The 17,115-nt window shown below is 73.7% G+C and carries 16 protein-coding genes and 1 pseudogene; 8 read left to right on the top strand and 9 right to left on the bottom strand.

Features of this window, described 5'->3' with window-relative positions; all coding sequences use genetic code 11:
• Nucleotides 1–19 precede the first annotated feature (19 nt).
• The gene (locus ACZ7L1_RS15470; RefSeq protein ID WP_471437530.1) at nt 20–1,120 is read right to left on the bottom strand and encodes a baeRF2 domain-containing protein; all 1,101 of its coding nucleotides are present in this window, start codon (nt 1,118–1,120) and stop codon (nt 20–22) included.
• On the opposite strand from ACZ7L1_RS15470, the pseudogene ACZ7L1_RS15475 reads away from it, so the two are divergent.
• Nucleotides 1,100–1,466 (top strand): annotated as a pseudogene (locus ACZ7L1_RS15475) (DUF6158 family protein). The gene ACZ7L1_RS15470 and the pseudogene ACZ7L1_RS15475 sit on opposite strands and share 21 nt — an antisense overlap.
• Nucleotides 1,467–1,624: 158 nt before the next feature.
• Here the strand turns inward: ACZ7L1_RS15475 and ACZ7L1_RS15480 are convergent.
• From ACZ7L1_RS15480 to ACZ7L1_RS15500, 5 genes are all read right to left on the bottom strand, one after another.
• The gene (locus ACZ7L1_RS15480; RefSeq protein WP_471437531.1) at nt 1,625–2,164 is read right to left on the bottom strand and encodes a type 1 glutamine amidotransferase domain-containing protein; all 540 of its coding nucleotides are present in this window, start codon (nt 2,162–2,164) and stop codon (nt 1,625–1,627) included.
• 5 nt (nt 2,165–2,169) lie between these two features.
• On the bottom strand, nt 2,170–2,865 hold the full coding sequence (locus ACZ7L1_RS15485; protein ID WP_471437532.1) for a diguanylate cyclase: 696 nt from the start codon (nt 2,863–2,865) through the stop codon (nt 2,170–2,172).
• Nucleotides 2,862–3,302 (bottom strand): CBS domain-containing protein, encoded by a 441-nt coding sequence (locus tag ACZ7L1_RS15490; RefSeq protein ID WP_388995745.1) that lies wholly within the window; start codon nt 3,300–3,302, stop codon nt 2,862–2,864. The genes ACZ7L1_RS15485 and ACZ7L1_RS15490 overlap by 4 nt, the downstream gene beginning before the upstream one ends.
• 84 nt (nt 3,303–3,386) lie before the next feature.
• Nucleotides 3,387–3,779 carry a DUF2795 domain-containing protein gene (locus ACZ7L1_RS15495; protein WP_103843324.1) on the bottom strand — a complete coding sequence of 131 codons (393 nt, stop codon included), beginning with the start codon at nt 3,777–3,779 and terminating at the stop codon, nt 3,387–3,389.
• A gap of 113 nt (nt 3,780–3,892) precedes the next feature.
• Nucleotides 3,893–5,692: a thiamine pyrophosphate-requiring protein gene (locus tag ACZ7L1_RS15500; RefSeq protein WP_471437534.1), complete on the bottom strand. Its 1,800-nt coding sequence runs from the start codon at nt 5,690–5,692 to the stop codon at nt 3,893–3,895.
• 440 nt (nt 5,693–6,132) lie between these two features.
• On the opposite strand from ACZ7L1_RS15500, the gene ACZ7L1_RS15505 reads away from it, so the two are divergent.
• The gene (locus ACZ7L1_RS15505) at nt 6,133–6,927 is read left to right on the top strand and encodes an RNA polymerase sigma factor SigF (protein ID WP_471437535.1); all 795 of its coding nucleotides are present in this window, start codon (nt 6,133–6,135) and stop codon (nt 6,925–6,927) included.
• Here the strand turns inward: ACZ7L1_RS15505 and ACZ7L1_RS15510 are convergent.
• Nucleotides 6,924–8,036: a GAF domain-containing protein gene (locus tag ACZ7L1_RS15510; protein WP_471437537.1), complete on the bottom strand. Its 1,113-nt coding sequence runs from the start codon at nt 8,034–8,036 to the stop codon at nt 6,924–6,926. The two genes, ACZ7L1_RS15505 and ACZ7L1_RS15510, sit on opposite strands and share 4 nt — an antisense overlap.
• Nucleotides 8,037–8,156: 120 nt before the next feature.
• Here ACZ7L1_RS15510 and ACZ7L1_RS15515 point away from each other — a divergent pair, with 120 nt between their 5' ends.
• The 4 genes from ACZ7L1_RS15515 to ACZ7L1_RS15530 all read left to right on the top strand — a co-directional run bounded on the left by ACZ7L1_RS15515 (nt 8,157) and on the right by ACZ7L1_RS15530 (nt 12,995).
• On the top strand, nt 8,157–8,903 hold the full coding sequence (locus ACZ7L1_RS15515; protein ID WP_471437539.1) for an ANTAR domain-containing response regulator: 747 nt from the start codon (nt 8,157–8,159) through the stop codon (nt 8,901–8,903).
• A gap of 125 nt (nt 8,904–9,028) precedes the next feature.
• The gene (locus ACZ7L1_RS15520; protein WP_471437799.1) at nt 9,029–10,459 is read left to right on the top strand and encodes a hypothetical protein; all 1,431 of its coding nucleotides are present in this window, start codon (nt 9,029–9,031) and stop codon (nt 10,457–10,459) included.
• Between the two features lie 218 nt (nt 10,460–10,677).
• On the top strand, nt 10,678–11,922 hold the full coding sequence (locus ACZ7L1_RS15525; RefSeq protein WP_471437541.1) for an aminotransferase class I/II-fold pyridoxal phosphate-dependent enzyme: 1,245 nt from the start codon (nt 10,678–10,680) through the stop codon (nt 11,920–11,922).
• The gene (locus tag ACZ7L1_RS15530; RefSeq protein ID WP_471437542.1) at nt 11,919–12,995 is read left to right on the top strand and encodes an MBL fold metallo-hydrolase; all 1,077 of its coding nucleotides are present in this window, start codon (nt 11,919–11,921) and stop codon (nt 12,993–12,995) included. Before ACZ7L1_RS15525 ends, ACZ7L1_RS15530 begins: the two co-directional genes overlap by 4 nt.
• 15 nt (nt 12,996–13,010) lie before the next feature.
• On the opposite strand, the gene ACZ7L1_RS15535 is transcribed toward ACZ7L1_RS15530, so the two are convergent.
• Both ACZ7L1_RS15535 and ACZ7L1_RS15540 read right to left on the bottom strand, forming a co-directional pair.
• Nucleotides 13,011–13,634, bottom strand: coding sequence for a DedA family protein (locus ACZ7L1_RS15535; protein WP_471437773.1), 624 nt, complete (start codon nt 13,632–13,634; stop codon nt 13,011–13,013).
• Complete coding sequence (locus ACZ7L1_RS15540; protein ID WP_471437544.1) at nt 13,634–14,407, bottom strand: MBL fold metallo-hydrolase; 774 nt, start codon at nt 14,405–14,407, stop codon at nt 13,634–13,636. Before ACZ7L1_RS15540 ends, ACZ7L1_RS15535 begins: the two co-directional genes overlap by 1 nt.
• An 84-nt stretch (nt 14,408–14,491) precedes the next feature.
• Between ACZ7L1_RS15540 and ACZ7L1_RS15545 the strand changes: the two genes are divergently transcribed.
• Nucleotides 14,492–14,944, top strand: coding sequence for a hypothetical protein (locus tag ACZ7L1_RS15545; protein ID WP_471437545.1), 453 nt, complete (start codon nt 14,492–14,494; stop codon nt 14,942–14,944).
• A gap of 78 nt (nt 14,945–15,022) precedes the next feature.
• Entirely contained in the window at nt 15,023–17,107 is a 2,085-nt protein-coding gene (locus ACZ7L1_RS15550; protein WP_471437547.1) for an alkaline phosphatase family protein, read from the top strand.
• The last annotated feature ends 8 nt before the right edge of the window (nt 17,108–17,115 follow it).

Here is a 17,115-nt window from a genome sequence, read left to right on the forward strand (position 1 = left end):
GCGTGCGCCGGGCCTGCGCCTATGCCCAGCGCAACAGCGCGCCCACTCCACCCACCGGGCCGCTCCTGGCGGCCGTCACCGAGACGGCCGCCGCGCCCGTCTCCACCGCGGAACGCAGCAGCGCGTCGTCCGCGCGGGCCGACCAGGCGTGCCGCTCGCCCACCGCCTTGAGGTCCGTGCGGCGCACCGCGACCTGGTCCGGGTCCTCGCCGATCCACACCTCACGGCGGGTGTCCGGGCCGTCCGGATTGATCAGGAGTTCGTCGATACGGTGTTCGCGTGCCGCCTCGATCACCGCCGGCACGCCCTCGACCGCGCCCGCACGACCCTCCTCGTCCGGTGCCCGGGCGGCCAGGAAGCGCTCGAGCTCCTGTTCGGCGCGGCGCTGCACATGCTCGGTGCGGATCCGCTCCACCTCCTCGTCCAGCAGCCGACTGCCCGCACCGTGGGTCGTCTCGGCCACCTGGTCCTCGAGCCGGCGCGGCAGCCGCTCGTGCACCGAGCGCCGTTCGCGTATCTCGCCGACCAGGACCACCAGGTCGGCGCCGGTCTCCTCCTGGCAGACGGCGAGCGCGTCCGCGATCTCCGCCGCGTTGTGCTCCCAGGTGTTCTCCACGCGCAGCTGGAAGTGGCGCACCGACCAGTCGGCGCTGCTCGTCCGGTGCAGCGGATGCTGCTTCCCGGTCACCGACCCGGCCTGCCGGCTGCCGAGGGCCCCGCGCAGCTCGAACTCGGCGCCCTTGCGGTCGATGTACGCCACCACGCACACCGGTTCCTCGTTCGCGAGCTCCAGCAGCGGCGCCGTGTGCGGCAGCGTGGCCCACAGCGCGCAGGAGCCCTGCGGCGGCGCGGCCAGCGGCGGATCGAGGACCACCTCGCCCGCACGGGCGAACAGGGCCCTGCCGTGCGGCTCGGGGGAGTGGGCCAGGTCCTCGACCGCGGACTGCACGGCCCGGCACGTCGGCTCGTCCGCGCCCTGGTCGGCGAGCTCGCGGTACAGGGACTGAGCGGTCAGGGAGCGTTCGTGAGGCGTGGACTCCGTGCGCCGGGAGGTGTCGACGTATACGGAGGCCCAGGGGCCGGGATGTTCGTACAGTGGATGGAGAAAGGCGAGATCCATGGCTCCCTCCCGGATGCCGCTCGGGGTATTGCTTTTCCGGGCGGGTACCCGGACCGCACCGACGAACACGACGAGCGGGGTACCAGCAATGACCGGAGTCGACCCGGGCCGGCTGACCGACCAGCAGCTCATGAAGGAGCTGGAGACGATCCACCGGACGCGCCACGACACGCTGCTCTACGGCTCGAACGACGCGTTGCGCACGCACAACGACCGGATGGCGCAACTGGAGGGCGAATACCTCCGCCGACATCCGCGCCGCCCGACCGCGGCCGGCCGCACCCGCGACGGCGCCCGGGAGCGCGGCACCTGTGAAGAACCCCAGGAAGCCGAACCGACCCGCTGACCGCCTGCGCGAGGACCCGCCCCGCAGCCCCGATCGGGGCTGCGGGGCGGGTCCTTTCCGCTTGTTCCGCCGGTTGGGCGAGGGTTGTGGGTGGTGCCTGCGCCGATTCACGCCTGTGGTTCACATGTCGCGGGTGCACCTGTGTCTCGTTCAGCCGTTCAGCCGTTCTGGCGGGTGAACTCCGTCAGGATCGCCTCGTCGAACGCCTTCAGATCGTCCGGCTTCCGGCTGGTGATCAGCAGGTTGCCGTCGCGGTCGATGTGCACCTGCTCGTCGACCCAGGTGCCGCCCGCGTTGCGGATGTCCGTCTTCAGGCTCGGCCATGACGTCAGGGTGCGGCCCCGTACGGCGTCGGCCTCGATCAGCGTCCACGGGCCGTGGCAGATCGCGGCGACCGGCCGCCCCTGGTCGAAGAACGCGCGGACGAACCCCACCGCCTGCTCGTCCATCCGCAGGAAGTCGGGGTTCGCCACCCCGCCCGGCAGCACCAGCCCGTCGAAGGACTCGGCCTGCACCTCACCGACCACCGCCTCCACCGGGAACGTGTCCGCCTTGTCCAGGTGATTGAACGCCTGCACCTGGCCCGGCTTCGTCGACACCAGGACCGGCTGGTGGCCGGCGTCCTTCACCGCCTGCCAGGGCTCGGTCAGTTCCACCTGCTCCACGCCCTCGGGCGCGGTCAGGAACGCGATACGCATGATGTTCACAGTCCTTTCTGTGCCTGTGCGTGCCATACGGCTGCCTGCCACACGGCCTCGTCGCCCGCCTCCTCCGGCGCCTTCCCATCGCGCGCCCGGCGCCGGGCGGCCCGGACACACCGCAGCAGCTCCTCGCCGTACGGCAGGGCCACACACGCACCGATCGCCGCCGCGATGCCCATGACATAGCCCCGGGGCAGCGGCCGGCGCCGCCGCACCAGCCGCCAGGCGCGCGGGTCGCCCCGACCGCCGCGCAGCAGCGACCGCACCTGGTCGGAGTGCAGACACCCGAGCGCGGCGAGCGCCGCGAACGGCAGCGACTCCAGGAAGCTGTGGATGTGCTGCTCCACCGGCCTGACCTCACGGTCGCTGTCCTCGGCGGTGCGCACGTCCCACAGCGCGGTCGCCTCGTGCACCGCGGTGCCCGCCAACTGCACGCACAGCAGCAGCGGGTTGACCTCGTAGCGCAGGGTGAGCGCGATGGGCACGCCCACCTCGGTCATCATCAGCGCGTGGATCAACGACTCCTTCGTCCCGGACGTGTCCTCGATGCGGGTGCGCCGGTGCATCAGCCAGTCGGCGAGGCCCGGCGCGAACCAGAACGGCAGCAGCCCGTACAGCAGGTAGCGGGTCGTCGCGTCGCCGACGTCCACGGTGGCGCCGTACGCGCTGACCCGGTCGGCCCGGCCCCGGCGGCTCACGCGGGCACCCCGCCGCGCCCGCCTCCGGGCTCGGCCTGGCTGATGTCCGCGAGCGCCGACGTCGGGTCCTGCGCGACGGCCAGGTCACCCAGGCTCACCATGCCCACCGGCCGGCCGTCCTCGACGACCGGCAGCCGGCGGACGGCGTGCCCGCGCATGAGGTCCACGGCCGTGGACACGGGATCGTCGGGACCGACCACCACCGGGTCGGGGGTGCACACCGCACGGGCGCTCACGGTCAGCGGGTCGGCGCCGTCCGCGACGGCACGCAGCGCGATGTCACGGTCCGTGAGTACACCGACGACGTGCCCGTCCTCGGCGACCAGGACGTCCCCGATGTCCTCGGCGCGCATCAGCTGCGCCGCCTCCACCAGTGAGGCGTCCGGGAGGACCGCCACGACGCCCTGCGTCATGACCTCCCTGACGAAATCAGCCATGGCCTGCTGTCCTTTCCTGCCCCCGGCCGTCAGGGGGCGGCTGTGTCGGCGGGACGACGCCCGCAGTACCCGCGCGTCGGATGCCTATGCGCTCCGGCCCGCCCCCTCGCCGCCCACGATCGCCTCGGCGAGCTCCTGCGCGTTGGCGTAGCGCGAGGAGCGCGGCAGTCGCTCCAGGGGGGCGACCAGGGCGTCCGGGGCGTGGTGGCGGCGCAGGGCGTCGATCAGCTCGGGCGGGCGGCCCGGGAACGCCGTACGCCCCAGGATCCGCGCCAGCTCGAAGCGCACATCGGCCACGGACCGCGCGCCGCCCGGAATCACCGGACCGGCCCACACCGCCGGGTCGTCGTCGGCGGTCGGCTCGGGGTCGTGCCACTCCTCGGTCCGCGTCGGGTGGCCCGAGCGCAGCAGTCCCTGGAGTTCGTGCTTCATCTCGTCGTCGCGGTGGACGTTCAGCCGGTCGCTGCCTCGCTGCATGAGTCCCTCCATATGTCGCGTGGCCCCGCGTGTACCCGAGGGGCGGCGGTCGACACGGCCGCCCCGCAGGTGATGGTCCGCTTTCGGCCGTGTCCGGGTCTCGATACGGCTCCTCACGACTCCTTGTCGCCGCGTGTGGGCAGGAACTCCTGCACCTTCGCCTTGAACCCCTGGCGGATCATCCCGACGCGGTCCGCGTCGCCCTTCAGGATCGAGGCCGCCGTGGCCTGCATCTGCTCCCAGCTGGCGTGCGGCGGGATCGGCGGCACCGCCGGGTCGGTCAGGAACTCGACGACCGCCGGGCCGTCCGCCTCCAGCCCCGCGCGCCAGCCCGCCTCCACATCCTCCGGCTTCTCCACCCGGATGCCGGTCAGGCCCAGGGAGCGGGCGAAGGCGGCGTACTGCACGTCGGGGATCTCCTGCGACGGCAGGAACGACGGGGCGCCCTCCATCGCGCGCATCTCCCACGTCACCTGGTTGAGGTCGTGGTTGTTCCACACGGCCACCACCAGCCGCGGGTCCTCCCAGCGGTCCTTGTACTTCGCCGCCGTGATCATCTCCGCGAGGCCGTTCATCTGCATCGCGCCGTCACCGACCAGCGCGATCACCGGCCGGTCGGGGTGGGCGAACTTCGCGCCGATCGCGTACGGGACCCCGCTGCCCATCGTCGCCAGCGTCCCGGACAGCGACCCGCGCATGCCGGGCCGCATCGTCAGGTGCCGTGCGTACCAGTTCGCGACCGAACCCGAGTCGGAGGTGATGATCGCGTTGTGCGGCAGCATCGGGTCCAGGGCGCGGGCCACGTACTCCGGGTTGATCGGGTCCGCGGACAGCTCCGCCCGCTTCTGCATGACCTCGTGCCAGCGCGACACGTTCGCGCACACGGTCTCGAACCACTCGCGGCCGCGGTCCTTGTCCAGCAGCGGGATCAGACGCTGCAGGGTCGCCCTGGCGTCGCCGACGAGGTTCACCTCGTACGGATAGCGCATGCCGATCATGTGCGGGTCGATGTCGATCTGCACGGCCCGCGCCTTGCCGAAGTCCGGCATGAACTGCGTGTACGGGAACGACGAGCCGATGGTGAGCAGGGTGTCGCAGTCGCGCATCAGCTCGTACGACGGGCGGGTGCCCAGCAGACCGATCGAGCCGGTGACGTACGGCAGCTCGTCACTGAGCACGTCCTTGCCGAGCAGCGCCTTGGCCACACCCGCGCCCAGCAGCTCGGCGATCTGCTGCACCTCGGTCACCGCGCCGGCCGCGCCCTGACCGATCAGGATGGCCACCTTGTCGCCGGCGTTGAGGACCTCCGCGGCCTTTTCCAGGGACTCCTGCGAGGGTACCGCCGTCCAGGCGCTGCGGCCGAGACTGGAGGGGACCATCTTGAACTCGTGCGTCGGCGGGGAGTAGTCCAGCTCCTGCACGTCACCGGGGATGATCAGGGCGGTGGGGGCGCGGCGCGCGTACGCGGTGCGGATCGCGCGGTCGAGGACGTTCGGCAGCTGCTCGGGGACCATCACGGTCTCCACGAAGTCCGAGGCGACGTCCTTGAAGAGGGTGTGCAGGTCGACTTCCTGCTGGTACGAGCCGCCCATCGCCGTGCGGTGGGTCTGGCCGACCAGCGCGAGCACGGGCACGTGGTCGAGCTTGGCGTCGTACAGGCCGTTGAGCAGATGGATGGCGCCGGGTCCCGAGGTGGCCGCGCACACACCGAGACGGCCGCTGAACTTGGCGTAGCCGACCGCCTCGAACGCGGCCATCTCCTCGTGCCGCGCCTGCAGGAACCGCGGCCTGTCCTCGGCGCGGCCCCAGGCGGCGAGCAGCCCGTTGATGCCGTCGCCGGGGTAGCCGAAGACTTGCTCCACGCCCCACTCGCGCAAGCGCGAAAGGACGTGGTCGGCGACCTTGGTGGCCATCGGGAACCTCCCGTGGGAAGAGGGGGCGTACGGATCGCACCTGTCGAGTCACCCGGCCGGTGCGGGGAAAACCTGCCGCCCGACGGTGAGCCCGGGCGCCGCGGGGACGCCATGAGGGGTCGGCGTGGGGGCGGGTGGCACGCCCGCGAGCCGTCCAGGGCGCCGGCCTGCGAGTCGTCCAGGGCGCCGGGGAGGCGGCACGGCGCCCGTGCGATGCGTCGTCCGCAGCGCGCCGGGACAGGGCCGAAGACTTTCCGAAGACCGGTGTTTGCGGTGAATACGCCCGGGCAGGCGCGACTCAGTGCTTCGGACAGGAGGCACGTCCGTGGGAGCGGTGAATCACGCCACGGTGTGCCCTGTCGCACCCGCCCACCCCCTCCCACGGTGACCGTCCACCCAAGGCACCCAGCAAGGCACCAGCAAGGGAGTTGCGACGCACCATGCAGAACCGAGCTAGCGTGAAGCACCACCCCCACGACGACGCCCCCGACACGACGGAGGCCTTCCGCAGGCTCGCCTCGCTTCCCCAGGGCCCAGAGCGCGACGCGCTCCGTGACGAGATCGTCGAGGCGTGGCTGCCCATGGCCGAACGGCTCGCGGGTCGCTTCCGCAGTCGTGGCGAGAGCTTCGAGGACCTGCGTCAGGTCGCGTTCCTCGGCCTGGTGAAGGCCGTGGACCGGTACGACCCCGAGCGCGGGCACGCCTTCGAGAGCTATGCCGTCCCCACCGTCACCGGTGAGATCAAGCGGCACTTCCGCGACCACATGTGGACCCTGCACGTGCCGCGGCGCGTCCAGGACCTGCGCAACCGCGTCCGCTTCGCCGTCCAGGACCTGTCGCAGACCATCTCGGGCCGCAGGCCCACCGTCGCCGAGATCGCCGAGCACGCCAACATGAGCGAGGAGGACGTCCTGGCCGGCCTCGAGGCCCTGGAGAGCTTCACGGCGCTCTCCCTGGACGCCGAACTGCCCGGCAGCGAGGACGGGTACTCGCTCGGCGACTCGCTCGGCTCGCCCGACCCCGCGCTCGACACCGTCGTGGACCGCGAGGCCGTCAAGCCCCGCATCCAGGCCCTCCCGGAGCGCGAACGCGCCATCCTGTACATGCGCTTCTTCGACGACATGACCCAGAGCAGCATCGCCGAGCAGCTCGGCATCTCCCAGATGCACGTCTCCCGCCTGATCAGCCGCTGCTGCTCCCGGCTGCGCGAGCAGGTGATGCGGGACGCCGTCTAACGGACGGCGCGCAGCGCCAGCGCGATGTGACGGGACATCATGTCCATCGCCTGCGCCTCCGCCATCGAGAACGCCGGCCGGGCCCCGCTGCGGAACAGTGTGAGCACGCCCCGCACGGTGCCCCCGTCGGTGAGCGGCACGCACAGCAGGGACGTCACGTTCGCGCGGACGAGGACGGGAGCACCCGAGGTATCACGCCCGAAGGCCTCCGGGTCCTCCGGCCGCACCCGCAGGACCGTGGATCCGCCGCGGGCCGCCTCGACGACGAGGGGGCACCCGGCGGGGTCCTGCGCGACCAGCGCGTCCGCGTCCTCACCGGGCGGTCCCAGTACCGCCGTGCGGGTCAGGCGCCCGTCTCCCGCGTCCGCCACCACCCAGTCCGCGAACCGGCCGTGCAGCACCCGGGCCGCCTGCTCCAGGCCGGCCCCGGCCGGCGCGGTGAGCAGCGCACTGGTCATCGCGTCCAGCAGGTCCATCAGCGCCGCGTGCCGAGCGGTCTCGGTCAGGTTCGGGATGCCGCCGGGCGGGGTGTGCTCGCCGGCCGGCACCCGGGTGTCCGCGGGCTGCAGCACCACCATGACCGCCGTGCGCGGTTCCCCGCTCGGCCGCACCGCGACCAGCGTCGCCCGTACCGGCACCGACGGATGCTGCGGCAGACGTACCGTCATGCTGCGGTCGCCCTCGCCGCGCGCCACCGCGGCCGTCTGCGAACGGAACGCCGCCCGGTCGGCGTGCGCCAGAAGCCCGGTCAGCGGGCGGCCCGTCGCATAGCCCGCGCGCACCCCGGTGAAGGAGATGGCCGCGAAGTTCAGCCGCCGCACCACCGTCTCGCGGTCCACGAGCGCGACCGGCACCGGGAGCCGCTGGAAGAGGGTCTTGAGCAGTTGCTGCTCCTGGCGCTCACCGGAACCGGCCGGGGCGCCCCCGGCGCCCGTGGACAGCCGCTGATACCACGGCCACAACTGGCCCGCCACATGGTCGAGTTCGAAGATCGCCGCGTCGAGCACCGAGGGCAGGTCGTCCGCGGGTATGGCACGGGCCGCCTTGAGCGCCGCGACCCGGCGGACGAAATCCGCCAGTTCTTCACCGAACTCGTCCGTCTGCGTCATGCGACGAACCTAACCCGGACCTGCTGCTTGCCGGGGGGCTGCGCACGGAACCGGCCACGTCCTCACGGACGCCGTTTTCCACCGGGGCGAGCGGGCAGCCGCCCGAAGAGGAGGTGAAGGATGCCGGAGACCGGACAACTCGGTTACCACCCGGGGGGTTACCACCTGGCGGCTGAATCCCCCGAGTCCGCCCTCCCGGGGCGCCGGCTGTCGGAACTCGTCGAACAGGCCGCGCGGTGCACCCCCGACTGCTGCGGCGCCAGCATCACGGTCGTGGAAGGCGGTGTCGAGGGCGGTACGGACCGACCCGCCGCCGTCACCCACCCCGATCTCGCCCCGCTCGTCACCGTCCAGCTCCGCGGCGGCGACGGGCCGATCCCCGCGGCGCTGGAGTCGGGCGAGTCCGTCGAGGCCCTGGATCTGCTGCGCGAGGAGCGCTGGCCGGAGTACCGCGCCCTCGCCCTCGACGCCGGTGTACGGTCCAGCGTCACGATCCCCTTCTGGCGGTCCGGGCTGGCCGTCACGCTCAGCCTCTACAGCTTCCGGCCCGGGACCCTGAAGGGCGCCCCGCACGGCCCCGCCCGGGTGCTCGGCGACCTCGCCGTGGGCTGCCTGGTGCGCGACCGCTCCTACCGTGCCGCCCTCACGGAACTCGACCAGCTCGGCGCCGCCCTGCGCTCCCGGCCCGTCGTCGACCAGGCGTGCGGCATCGTGATGTACGTCCTCGGTTGCGACGCCGAGACGGCCTTCCAGGTACTGCGCCGCATCTCCCAGGGCGCCAACCGCAAACTCGCCGACGTCGCCGCCGGCGTCGTGGACAAGCGGGGCCGCGGCCTGGAACGGGAGCTGGTCTCCCTGGCCGGCTGATCCCTCGGTGCGCGGCCTGTCCGTCACCCGCACGGCGGTGCCGGTCGCGCGAATGGGGCACGGCCGCGCGCGGGCCGCGGCCGGGCGGGCTGTCATGGAGGAACCCGGCCGAAGGAGCCCGCCCCATGCGCTGCACTGCCCGAGTCCTGTCCGCCGCCGCTCTGGCCGGTGCCGCCCTGGGTACCGCCGCCACGAACGCGTCCGCCGATTCGTCCGCCGACATCACCCCACGCTCCGTCGCGCCCGGCGACACGGTCACCGTCTCGGTGTCCTGCGACGCGGTCGGCGCCGGCCTGCCCGACGCCATCGAGGGCGCCTCCCAGGCGTTCGAGGGGGGCAGGGTGCGGCTTCACCGGGTCGACCGCGACGACGACGATGACCGGACCGAACGCCGGGGCGGTGTCCGCTACCGCGGCACGGCCCGCGTCCCGGCCGGCGGGAGCGTGAACGCCGTCGCCGACCTGGCCGGCCGCGAGGCGTCGTGGGGCGTGGACGGACGGTGCCCGGGGGGCCCGGGCGGCCGTGAGAGACCGTGGACCGTCTCGTTCACCGTGTACTGGGAGGACCACGGCCACCACCACGACGGCGACGCCCCGCCGAGCGGCAGGCAGCAGCAGGGGGACGGTCAGTCCCAGGGGTCTGGGAGGCAGCAGGGGGACGGTCAGTCGCAGGGGTCTGGGAGGCAGCAGGGGGACGGTCAGTCGCAGGGGTCTGGGAGGCAGCAGGGGGAGGGTCAGGGCAAGCAGCAGGGGGACGGTCAGTCCCAGGGGTCTGGGAGGCAGCAGGGGGACGGTCAGTCCCAGGGGTCTGGGAGGCAGCAGGGGGACGGTCAGTCCCAGGGGTCTGGGAGGCAGCAGGGGGACGGTCAGAGCAAGCAGCAGGGGGACGGTCAGTCCCAGGGGTCTGGGAAGCAGCAGGGGGACGGTCAGTCCCAGGGGTCTGGGAAGCAACAGGGGGACGGGCTGGGGTCTGGGAGGCAGCAGGGGGAGGGGCAGGGCAAGCAGCAGGGGGACGGTCAGTCCCAGGGGTCTGGGAAGCAACAGGGGGACGGGCAGGGGTCTGGGAGGCAGCAGGGGGAGGGGCAGGGCAAGCAGCAGGGGGACGGTCAGTCCCAGGGGTCCGGGAAGCAGCAGGGGGAGGGTCAGGGCAAGCAGCAGGGGGACGGGCAGTCGCAGGGGTCCGGGAAGCAGCAGGGGGACGGGCAGGGGTCTGGGAGGCAGCAGGGGGAGGGGCAGGGCAAGCAGCAGGGTGACGGCCAGTCCCAGGCGTCCGGCAAGCAACAAGGCGAGAGCCAGGGCAAGCAGCAGAGCGACGGGCAGGGCAAGCCGCAGGGGGACAGCCAGGGCAAGCAAGCCATGGGCAAGCAGCAGGGTGACCAGGGGAAGCAGAGTGCGGCGCAGCCTCCCGTCGGCGCGCAGCAAGGCGTGCACGCCGGGGAAGGCGGCGCCTTCACCGACTCGGTGCCCGCCCTGGCCGCCGGCGGTCTCCTGATCGCGGGCGCGCTCGGTGCCGCGGTCCACCGGGTCTGGGGGCGCGGACGGTCCGGCCACGCCTGAACCCGCACCCGTGATCCGAACACCTGACCTTGTGATCCGGGCAACCCGGCCGGACGCCCATGACCGGCCCGAACCCTGGGTACTCAGAGCCCGAGGACGTCTTCGACACCGTAGGGGAACAGGAGTACGGCAGCGGGCGGCGGCCACGGGTCGAGGGCGTGGAGCGAGCCGGAGCACGGGGAACCGGCGACGGCACCAGGGACTGCGCGGAGGCACGCATGCGGCGGACGGATCCGGAAGGGCACGGCTCCGTCCGTTACGGACCGCCCCTCCCCGAGCAGGGGCTGCCCCTCGTGCCGGGCCTGTCCGCGGCGCTCGCCGAGGCGGCCGACCACGACGGCTCCGGCCCCTCCGGTCTGCCCGCCCTCCTCGCCGCCGCGTGCGGCTACTTCGCCCGGCGCGGACTGCCCGCCGAGCCCGACGACATCGCCGCCGCCCCCGGCGCCCCCGCCCTCTTCGTCGCCGTCACCGCCGCGCTCGGCGGCGACGTACTCGTCCCGCGGCCCTGCCCGGCCTGGTGGGCGCCCCAGGTCCGGGCGCTGGGGCGGTCCGTGTTCCATGTGCCGACACCCATGGAGTGCGGCGGCGTCCCCGATCCGTACGCCCTCCTGGAGACCGTCCGCAGAATCCGCGCCGAGGGCGGCGACCCCCGCCTCCTCGTGCTCGCCGTCGCCGACGACCCCACCGCCACCGTCGCCCCGCCCGAACTCGTGCACGAGACCGTCGAGGCCGCCGCCGGCGAGGGGCTGCACCTGGTCAGCGACGAGACCTGGCGCGACACCATGCACCGGCCGCACGACACCGTGCTGCTCAGCCCCGCCGAGATGCTGCCGGACCGGGTCACCGTCGTCACGGACCTCGCCGGGCCCTTCCTGCCGCCCGGCTGGCCGGCGGCCGTCGCCCGCTTCCCGGCCACCGCCGACGGCGCCGGACTGCGCGCCTGCGCCCTGGACGTGCTCACCGCGCTCGGCGCCCGGATCGCCGACCCGGTCGCCGCCGCGGCCGTGTACGCGCTCGACGAGCCCGCCGACGTCACCCAGCGCCTCGCCGCCGGCACCGCGCTCCACGCGCGCGTGGCCGACGCCGCGCGCCGGGCCGTCGTCGCGGCCGGCGCCCTCGTCCTGCCCCCGCAGGCCGGCCGCCATCTCTACGCCGACCTGGAGCCGCTGCGCTCCGCGCTCGACGTGCGCGGCGTCGGTGACGCGCAGGAACTCGAGGACCTCCTCACCGCCCGGCTCGGCATGCCCGCGCCCGGCGGCCACCGCTTCGGGGACGACCTCGCGGCGCTCCGCGTCCGTCTGTCCACCGGCCCCCTCCTCGGCGCGACCGCCGAGGAACGGGCGCAGTGCCTCACCTCACCGGAGCCGCTGGAACTGCCACACGTACAACGCGCGTTGACCCATGTGGGGTCCGTCTTCGACGATCTCCGCGACGACGCTCAGCGATGGGAGCCTCCCCGATGACGCAGCAGTCCGAGTCGACCACGAGCACCGTTGCGGCACACCGGGACACCGGTGGGCCCGCGTCCACCCCTCTGCTGAGCCGGGACCCCGCGCCGCTGGTCGCGCCGCCGCTCGCAGCGCCCCGCCCTCTCGGCGAGCGCCGTATCTGGCCGCGCTCCTTCACGGACCGGCTGACCACGCCCCTGCCCGGCCTGAAGGCCATGGCCCGTTTCGCCCGCGAGGGCGCGGTGCGGCCCGGCCCGGAGGGCCTTAAGGACATTCCCCTGCTGCCCTACGAGCCGGGCCCGCTGCCGCGGGTCGACGCGCGCACGGTCGCCGTCTCGTGGGCGGGCCACGCCAGTTGGGTGGTGCGGATCGGCGGGCTGACGGTCCTCACCGACCCCGTCTGGTCCCGGCGCATCCTCGGTACACCCACCCGGATCACGCCCGTCGGCATCGACTGGGACGCCCTGCCGCGCGTCGACGCGGTCGTCATCAGCCACAACCACTACGACCACCTCGACGCCCCGACCCTGGGCCGCCTCCCGCGCGACACCCCGGTGCTCGTACCGGCCGGGCTCGCCGCGTGGTTCCGCCGCCGACGGTTCACCTGTGTCACCGAGCTGGACTGGTGGGAGGCCGCCGAGGTCAAGGGCGTCCGGTTCGACTTCGTGCCCGCCCACCACTGGTCCAAGCGCACCCTGACCGACACATGCCGTTCGCTGTGGGGCGGCTGGGTGCTGACGGCGCCCGACGGGCAGCGGGTCTACTTCGCGGGCGACACCGGGTACGGGCACTGGTTCGAGCGGATCGGGCAGCGCTATCCGGGGATCGACCTGGCCCTCATGCCGATCGGCGCGTACGACCCGCGCTGGTGGCTCAGCGACGTCCACTGCGACCCGGAGGAGGCGGTCCGGGCGACGCTCGACCTCGGGGCACGGCGGATGGCGCCCATGCACTGGGCCACGTTCGTGCTGTCGGCGGAGCCGGTCCTGGAACCGCTGACCCGGGTGCGGGCGGCCTGGGAGAAGGCGGGACTGGCCCGCGAGGACCTGTGGGACCTGCCGGTGGGGGCTTCCCGGGTGCTGGAGTGAGCCGGCGCTTCGGACTCACGAGGCGGCGGCCCTGCGCATCCGGCGCCACAGGCCGGGTGCCGCGCTGATCACGACCGTCAGCACGATCGCCGCCACCACGCCCTCCCACGGCTTCGGGAACAGCGAGCCGCCGAGGATGCCGATCAGCTGGTACGTCGCGGTCCACGCCAGGCAGGCGGGGGCGTCGCCACGGGCGAACTCCCGCAGCGGCATACGGGCCAGCAGGCAGGCGAGCATCACCGGAATGCGGCCCGCCGGGACCAGCCGGGAGAGGGTGAGCACCGCGATCCCGTGCTCGTTCAGCTTCTCCTGCGCCTGGGCGAGCCGGTCCTCGGGGGCGCGGCCGCGGAGGTTCTCCAGCCAGCGTGAACCGTTCTTCGACCGCATGCCGCGCCGCCCGAGCCAGTACAGCGCGACGTCCCCGAGAAAGGCCGCGAGGGCGGCGACGACGAAGACCAGGGCGAGGGAGTAGGGCGCGGTGCGGTGGAAGGCCACGACCGCTGCGGAACTGACCAGCGCCCCTGTCGGCACCACCGGCAGCAGCGCCCCGATCAGCACCAGCAGGAACAACGACGGGTAGCCGATGGCCTGCTGGGTGGACTCCGTGGGCACGAGGGTGGCCGTGGCGGCGAGGTGCATCACCGGGCGACCTCCGGGCGGGCGCTCTCCCCGTGGGACAGCAGGTGCACCGTGACGTCCGGCGCGTACCGCGCGGCGAGGCGGGCGAACTCGGCGCCCGGCGCGTGGAATTCGTGGGGGCGCACGGCGTCCATCCCGATCGGCCAGTACGTGCCGTAGTGCACCGGCACCGCGCTGCGCGGCATCAGCCGGGCCAGCGCCTGCGCCGCGCGCCCCGCGTCCAGGTGCCCCTCGCCGAGGTACGGCCCCCAGCCGCCGACCGGCAGCAGCGCCACGTCGACCGGTCCCACCTCCTCGGCCATCGACTCGAACAGACCGGTGTCCCCGGCGAAGTAGGTCCGCGCGTCCCCCTCGACGACGAACCCGAGCGCGGGGGAGCGGTGCGGTCCCACCGGCAGCCGGCGCCCGTCGTGCCGCGCCGGCACCACCCGTACGACCAGGTCACCGACCCGCACCCGGTCCCCGGGCGCCACCTCCGTGAGCCGTAGACGGCCCAGCCTGCGCAGCCCCGGCACCTGGGCCGCAGCGCCGCGCGGCACCAGCACCCGGCTGCCCGGGGCCAGCCGGGCCAGCGAGGGCACGTGCAGATGGTCGGCGTGCAGATGCGACACCAGGGTCACGTCCGCGACCGCGGCCTCGGGCGGCGGCGGGGCACCGCGGCGCCGCCGCAGATGCGCGAGGCGGCGCGCGAACAGGGGATCGGTGAGCACCCGTACGCCGGAGTCCTCGACCGTGCAGGTGGCGTGACCCCACCACGTGACCTCCACCGGCACTCCATTGCCTCCTTCGCGCGACTCCCCCCGAGCCTACGGGCAGGGGTAGGGTCGGCGGGGAAACCCTGAGGTGAGGGGGGTCCCATGGGAGAGGCGCACGGCAACGCCGGCGCACGCGACGCCCGCGTCCGGCCGGGCACGGTCCGGGTCACGTCGATCGCCAGCCTGACGCCGCTCGAGGAGCTGGACGCGGAGCCCTTCCTCGTCGACTCCCGCAGCCAGCACGCGATGTGCGCGCGCTGGGCGGCGGAGCGCGGTTACGTGGTGACGCGGGAACTCCTCGTCCGTGGCCTGCGCCCCGACCACTGCGCGTTGTGGACGGATGTGGAGGCGGGTCTGGTCGACCTGTTCGTGGCTCCCAGCCGCCGCGTCCTGGAGCGGGCCCTGACCTCGGTGGACGAGTTCACCGCGGAGTGCGCCCGGCGAGGCGTCCGCGTCGAGACGGTCGGCCGCGCGGAACCGTCGTACGACGCAGGGATGAAGGCCCGGATCCACCGCCGCCTGTCGCTGCCGACGGCGGGTTACGACGGCCGCTGACCGGGGGCTCCCGGTGTTGTGACAAGGTGGGGGCGCATCCGGGAGGGCGGCAGGGCCATGACGTGAGGTGAGCTGGGCGTGGGGCACGGGCGTTGGCGGAAGCTGCTCAGCGGTGTGGGGCGCAGTATCGCCGTGTGGGCCGCCTCCACCGCCACCATGCTCGTCCTCGCCGGCGTCCTGCCCGACTTCCGGCTTCAGTCCCCCGGCGGCGACAGCGCGACCCGCATAGCCGTCACGGCCGCTGCCGGCGCCGGCGTCTTCGGTCTGCTGTCGTCCCTGGTGTGGCCCCTGCTGGTACGGCTCCTGCTGCTCGTCCCCGCCCTCGTCCTCGGTCTGCTCGTCTTCTTCCTCAACGGCTCCCTCCTGCTCGTCGCCCTCCGCGTCAGCCCCTCCGGCGACGCCGAGGCCGCCCCCGAGACCGCCGTGGTGGTCGCCGCCGCGATGTCCGCCGTCGCCTCGGCCACCGGTGCCGCCCTCGCCGTGCGGGACGACGACGCGTACCGCAGAAGGCTGTACCGGCTCGCCGACCGCCGCCGCAGACGCGGCGACGGACGCTCCGGCCGTGTCACCCCCGGCGCGGTCTTCGTCCAGCTCGACGGCGTCGGACACGACGTGCTGCGGGCGGCCGTGGCCAAGGGCCTGATGCCGACCGTCGCCTCCTGGCTCGGCCCGCGCGACGGCGGCCCCAGCCACCGGCTCACCGCCTGGCGCACCGACTGGTCCAGCCAGACCGGCGCCAGCCAGCTCGGCATCCTGCACGGCTCCAACCACGACGTTCCCGCGTTCCGCTGGTATGAGAAGGAGACCCGCGAGGTCGTCGTGTGCAACCGCCCGACGAGCGCCGCGGAACTCCAGCGCCGCGCCATCGAGCGGACCGGCGACGGCGGTCTGCTCACCGTCGACGGCGCGAGCCGCGGCAACCTGTTCAGCGGCGGCGCCGACCAGCTCGCGCTGGTGCTGTCCGTCTCCGCCCGGCGGGGCAGGGAGAACCGCTCACGCGTGGGCTACTTCGCGTACTTCAGCGACCCGGCCAACGCCGTCCGCACCGCCATGTCGTTCGCCGCCGAAGTCGCCCGCGAGATCGGCCAGTCCACCCGGGCCCGGCTGAAGCGACAGCGGCCGCGTGTGGGCCGCGGCGGCCTGTACCCCTTCGTGCGTGCCTTCGCCACCGTCGTCGAACGGGACGTGGTCGTCGCCGCGGTGATCGGCGACATGCTCGCCGGGCGCAGCGCGATCTACGCGGACCTGGTGGCCTACGACGAGGTGGCCCACCACTCGGGGCCGCACAGCTGCGACGCCGAGAAGGTCCTGCACCGGCTCGACCGCTCGCTGGCGCTGCTCGCGCAGGTCGCCGAGCACGCCCCGCGGCCGTACCGGATCGTCGTCCTGTCCGACCACGGGCAGAGCCCCGGCGAGACCTTCCGCACGCGGTACGGGCTCAGCCTCGCCAACCTGGTGCGGGCCGGCTGCGGGCTGCACGTGCCGCGCAAGGTGGAGCGGACCCACAGCGGGGCCGAGGCACGTGCCGCCGTACGCGCCGCGCTGCGCCGGCCCGTCGAGGAGAAGGCCGAGCACCACAGGGCCGGCCGCCGCCACTCGGAGCCCGTCGTGCTCGCCTCCGGGAACCTCGGGCTCGTCTCCTTCCCCGATGTGGCGCACCGGATGAGCAAGGAGGAGATCGACCGCCGGTACCCCGCGCTGTTGTCGACGCTCGCCAACCATCCCGGCGTCGGCTTCGTCCTCGTCCGCAGCGAGGAGCACGGCGGGGTGGTGCTGGGCGCGTTCGGCGCCGAGATCCCCGTGGACCGGCTCGCCGACGAGACCGGTCCGCTCACGGGCTTCGGACCGGGTGCCGCCGACGCCGTGCGCCGCACGCACTCCTTCGCGCACGCCGCCGACATCATGGTCAACTCCTGGTACGACCCGGCCGAGGGCGAAGTCCTGGCCTTCGAGGAGCAGATCGGTTCGCACGGCGGGCTCGGCGGCGCGCAGGGCCGGCCCTTCCTGCTGTGGCCGGTGGAGCTGTCCGCACCGGTCGAGGAGGGCGCCGAACTGGTCGGCGCCGAGCAGGTCCACCAGGTCTTCCGCCGCTGGCTGGGCGAGTGCGAGGGCCCCCAAGTGCCGCTTGCCGCCGCCGAGGAGGAGGACGAACGGGCAGCCTGACGACGGGC

The sequence above is a fragment of the Streptomyces sp. NPDC107546 genome (assembly GCF_055639175.1).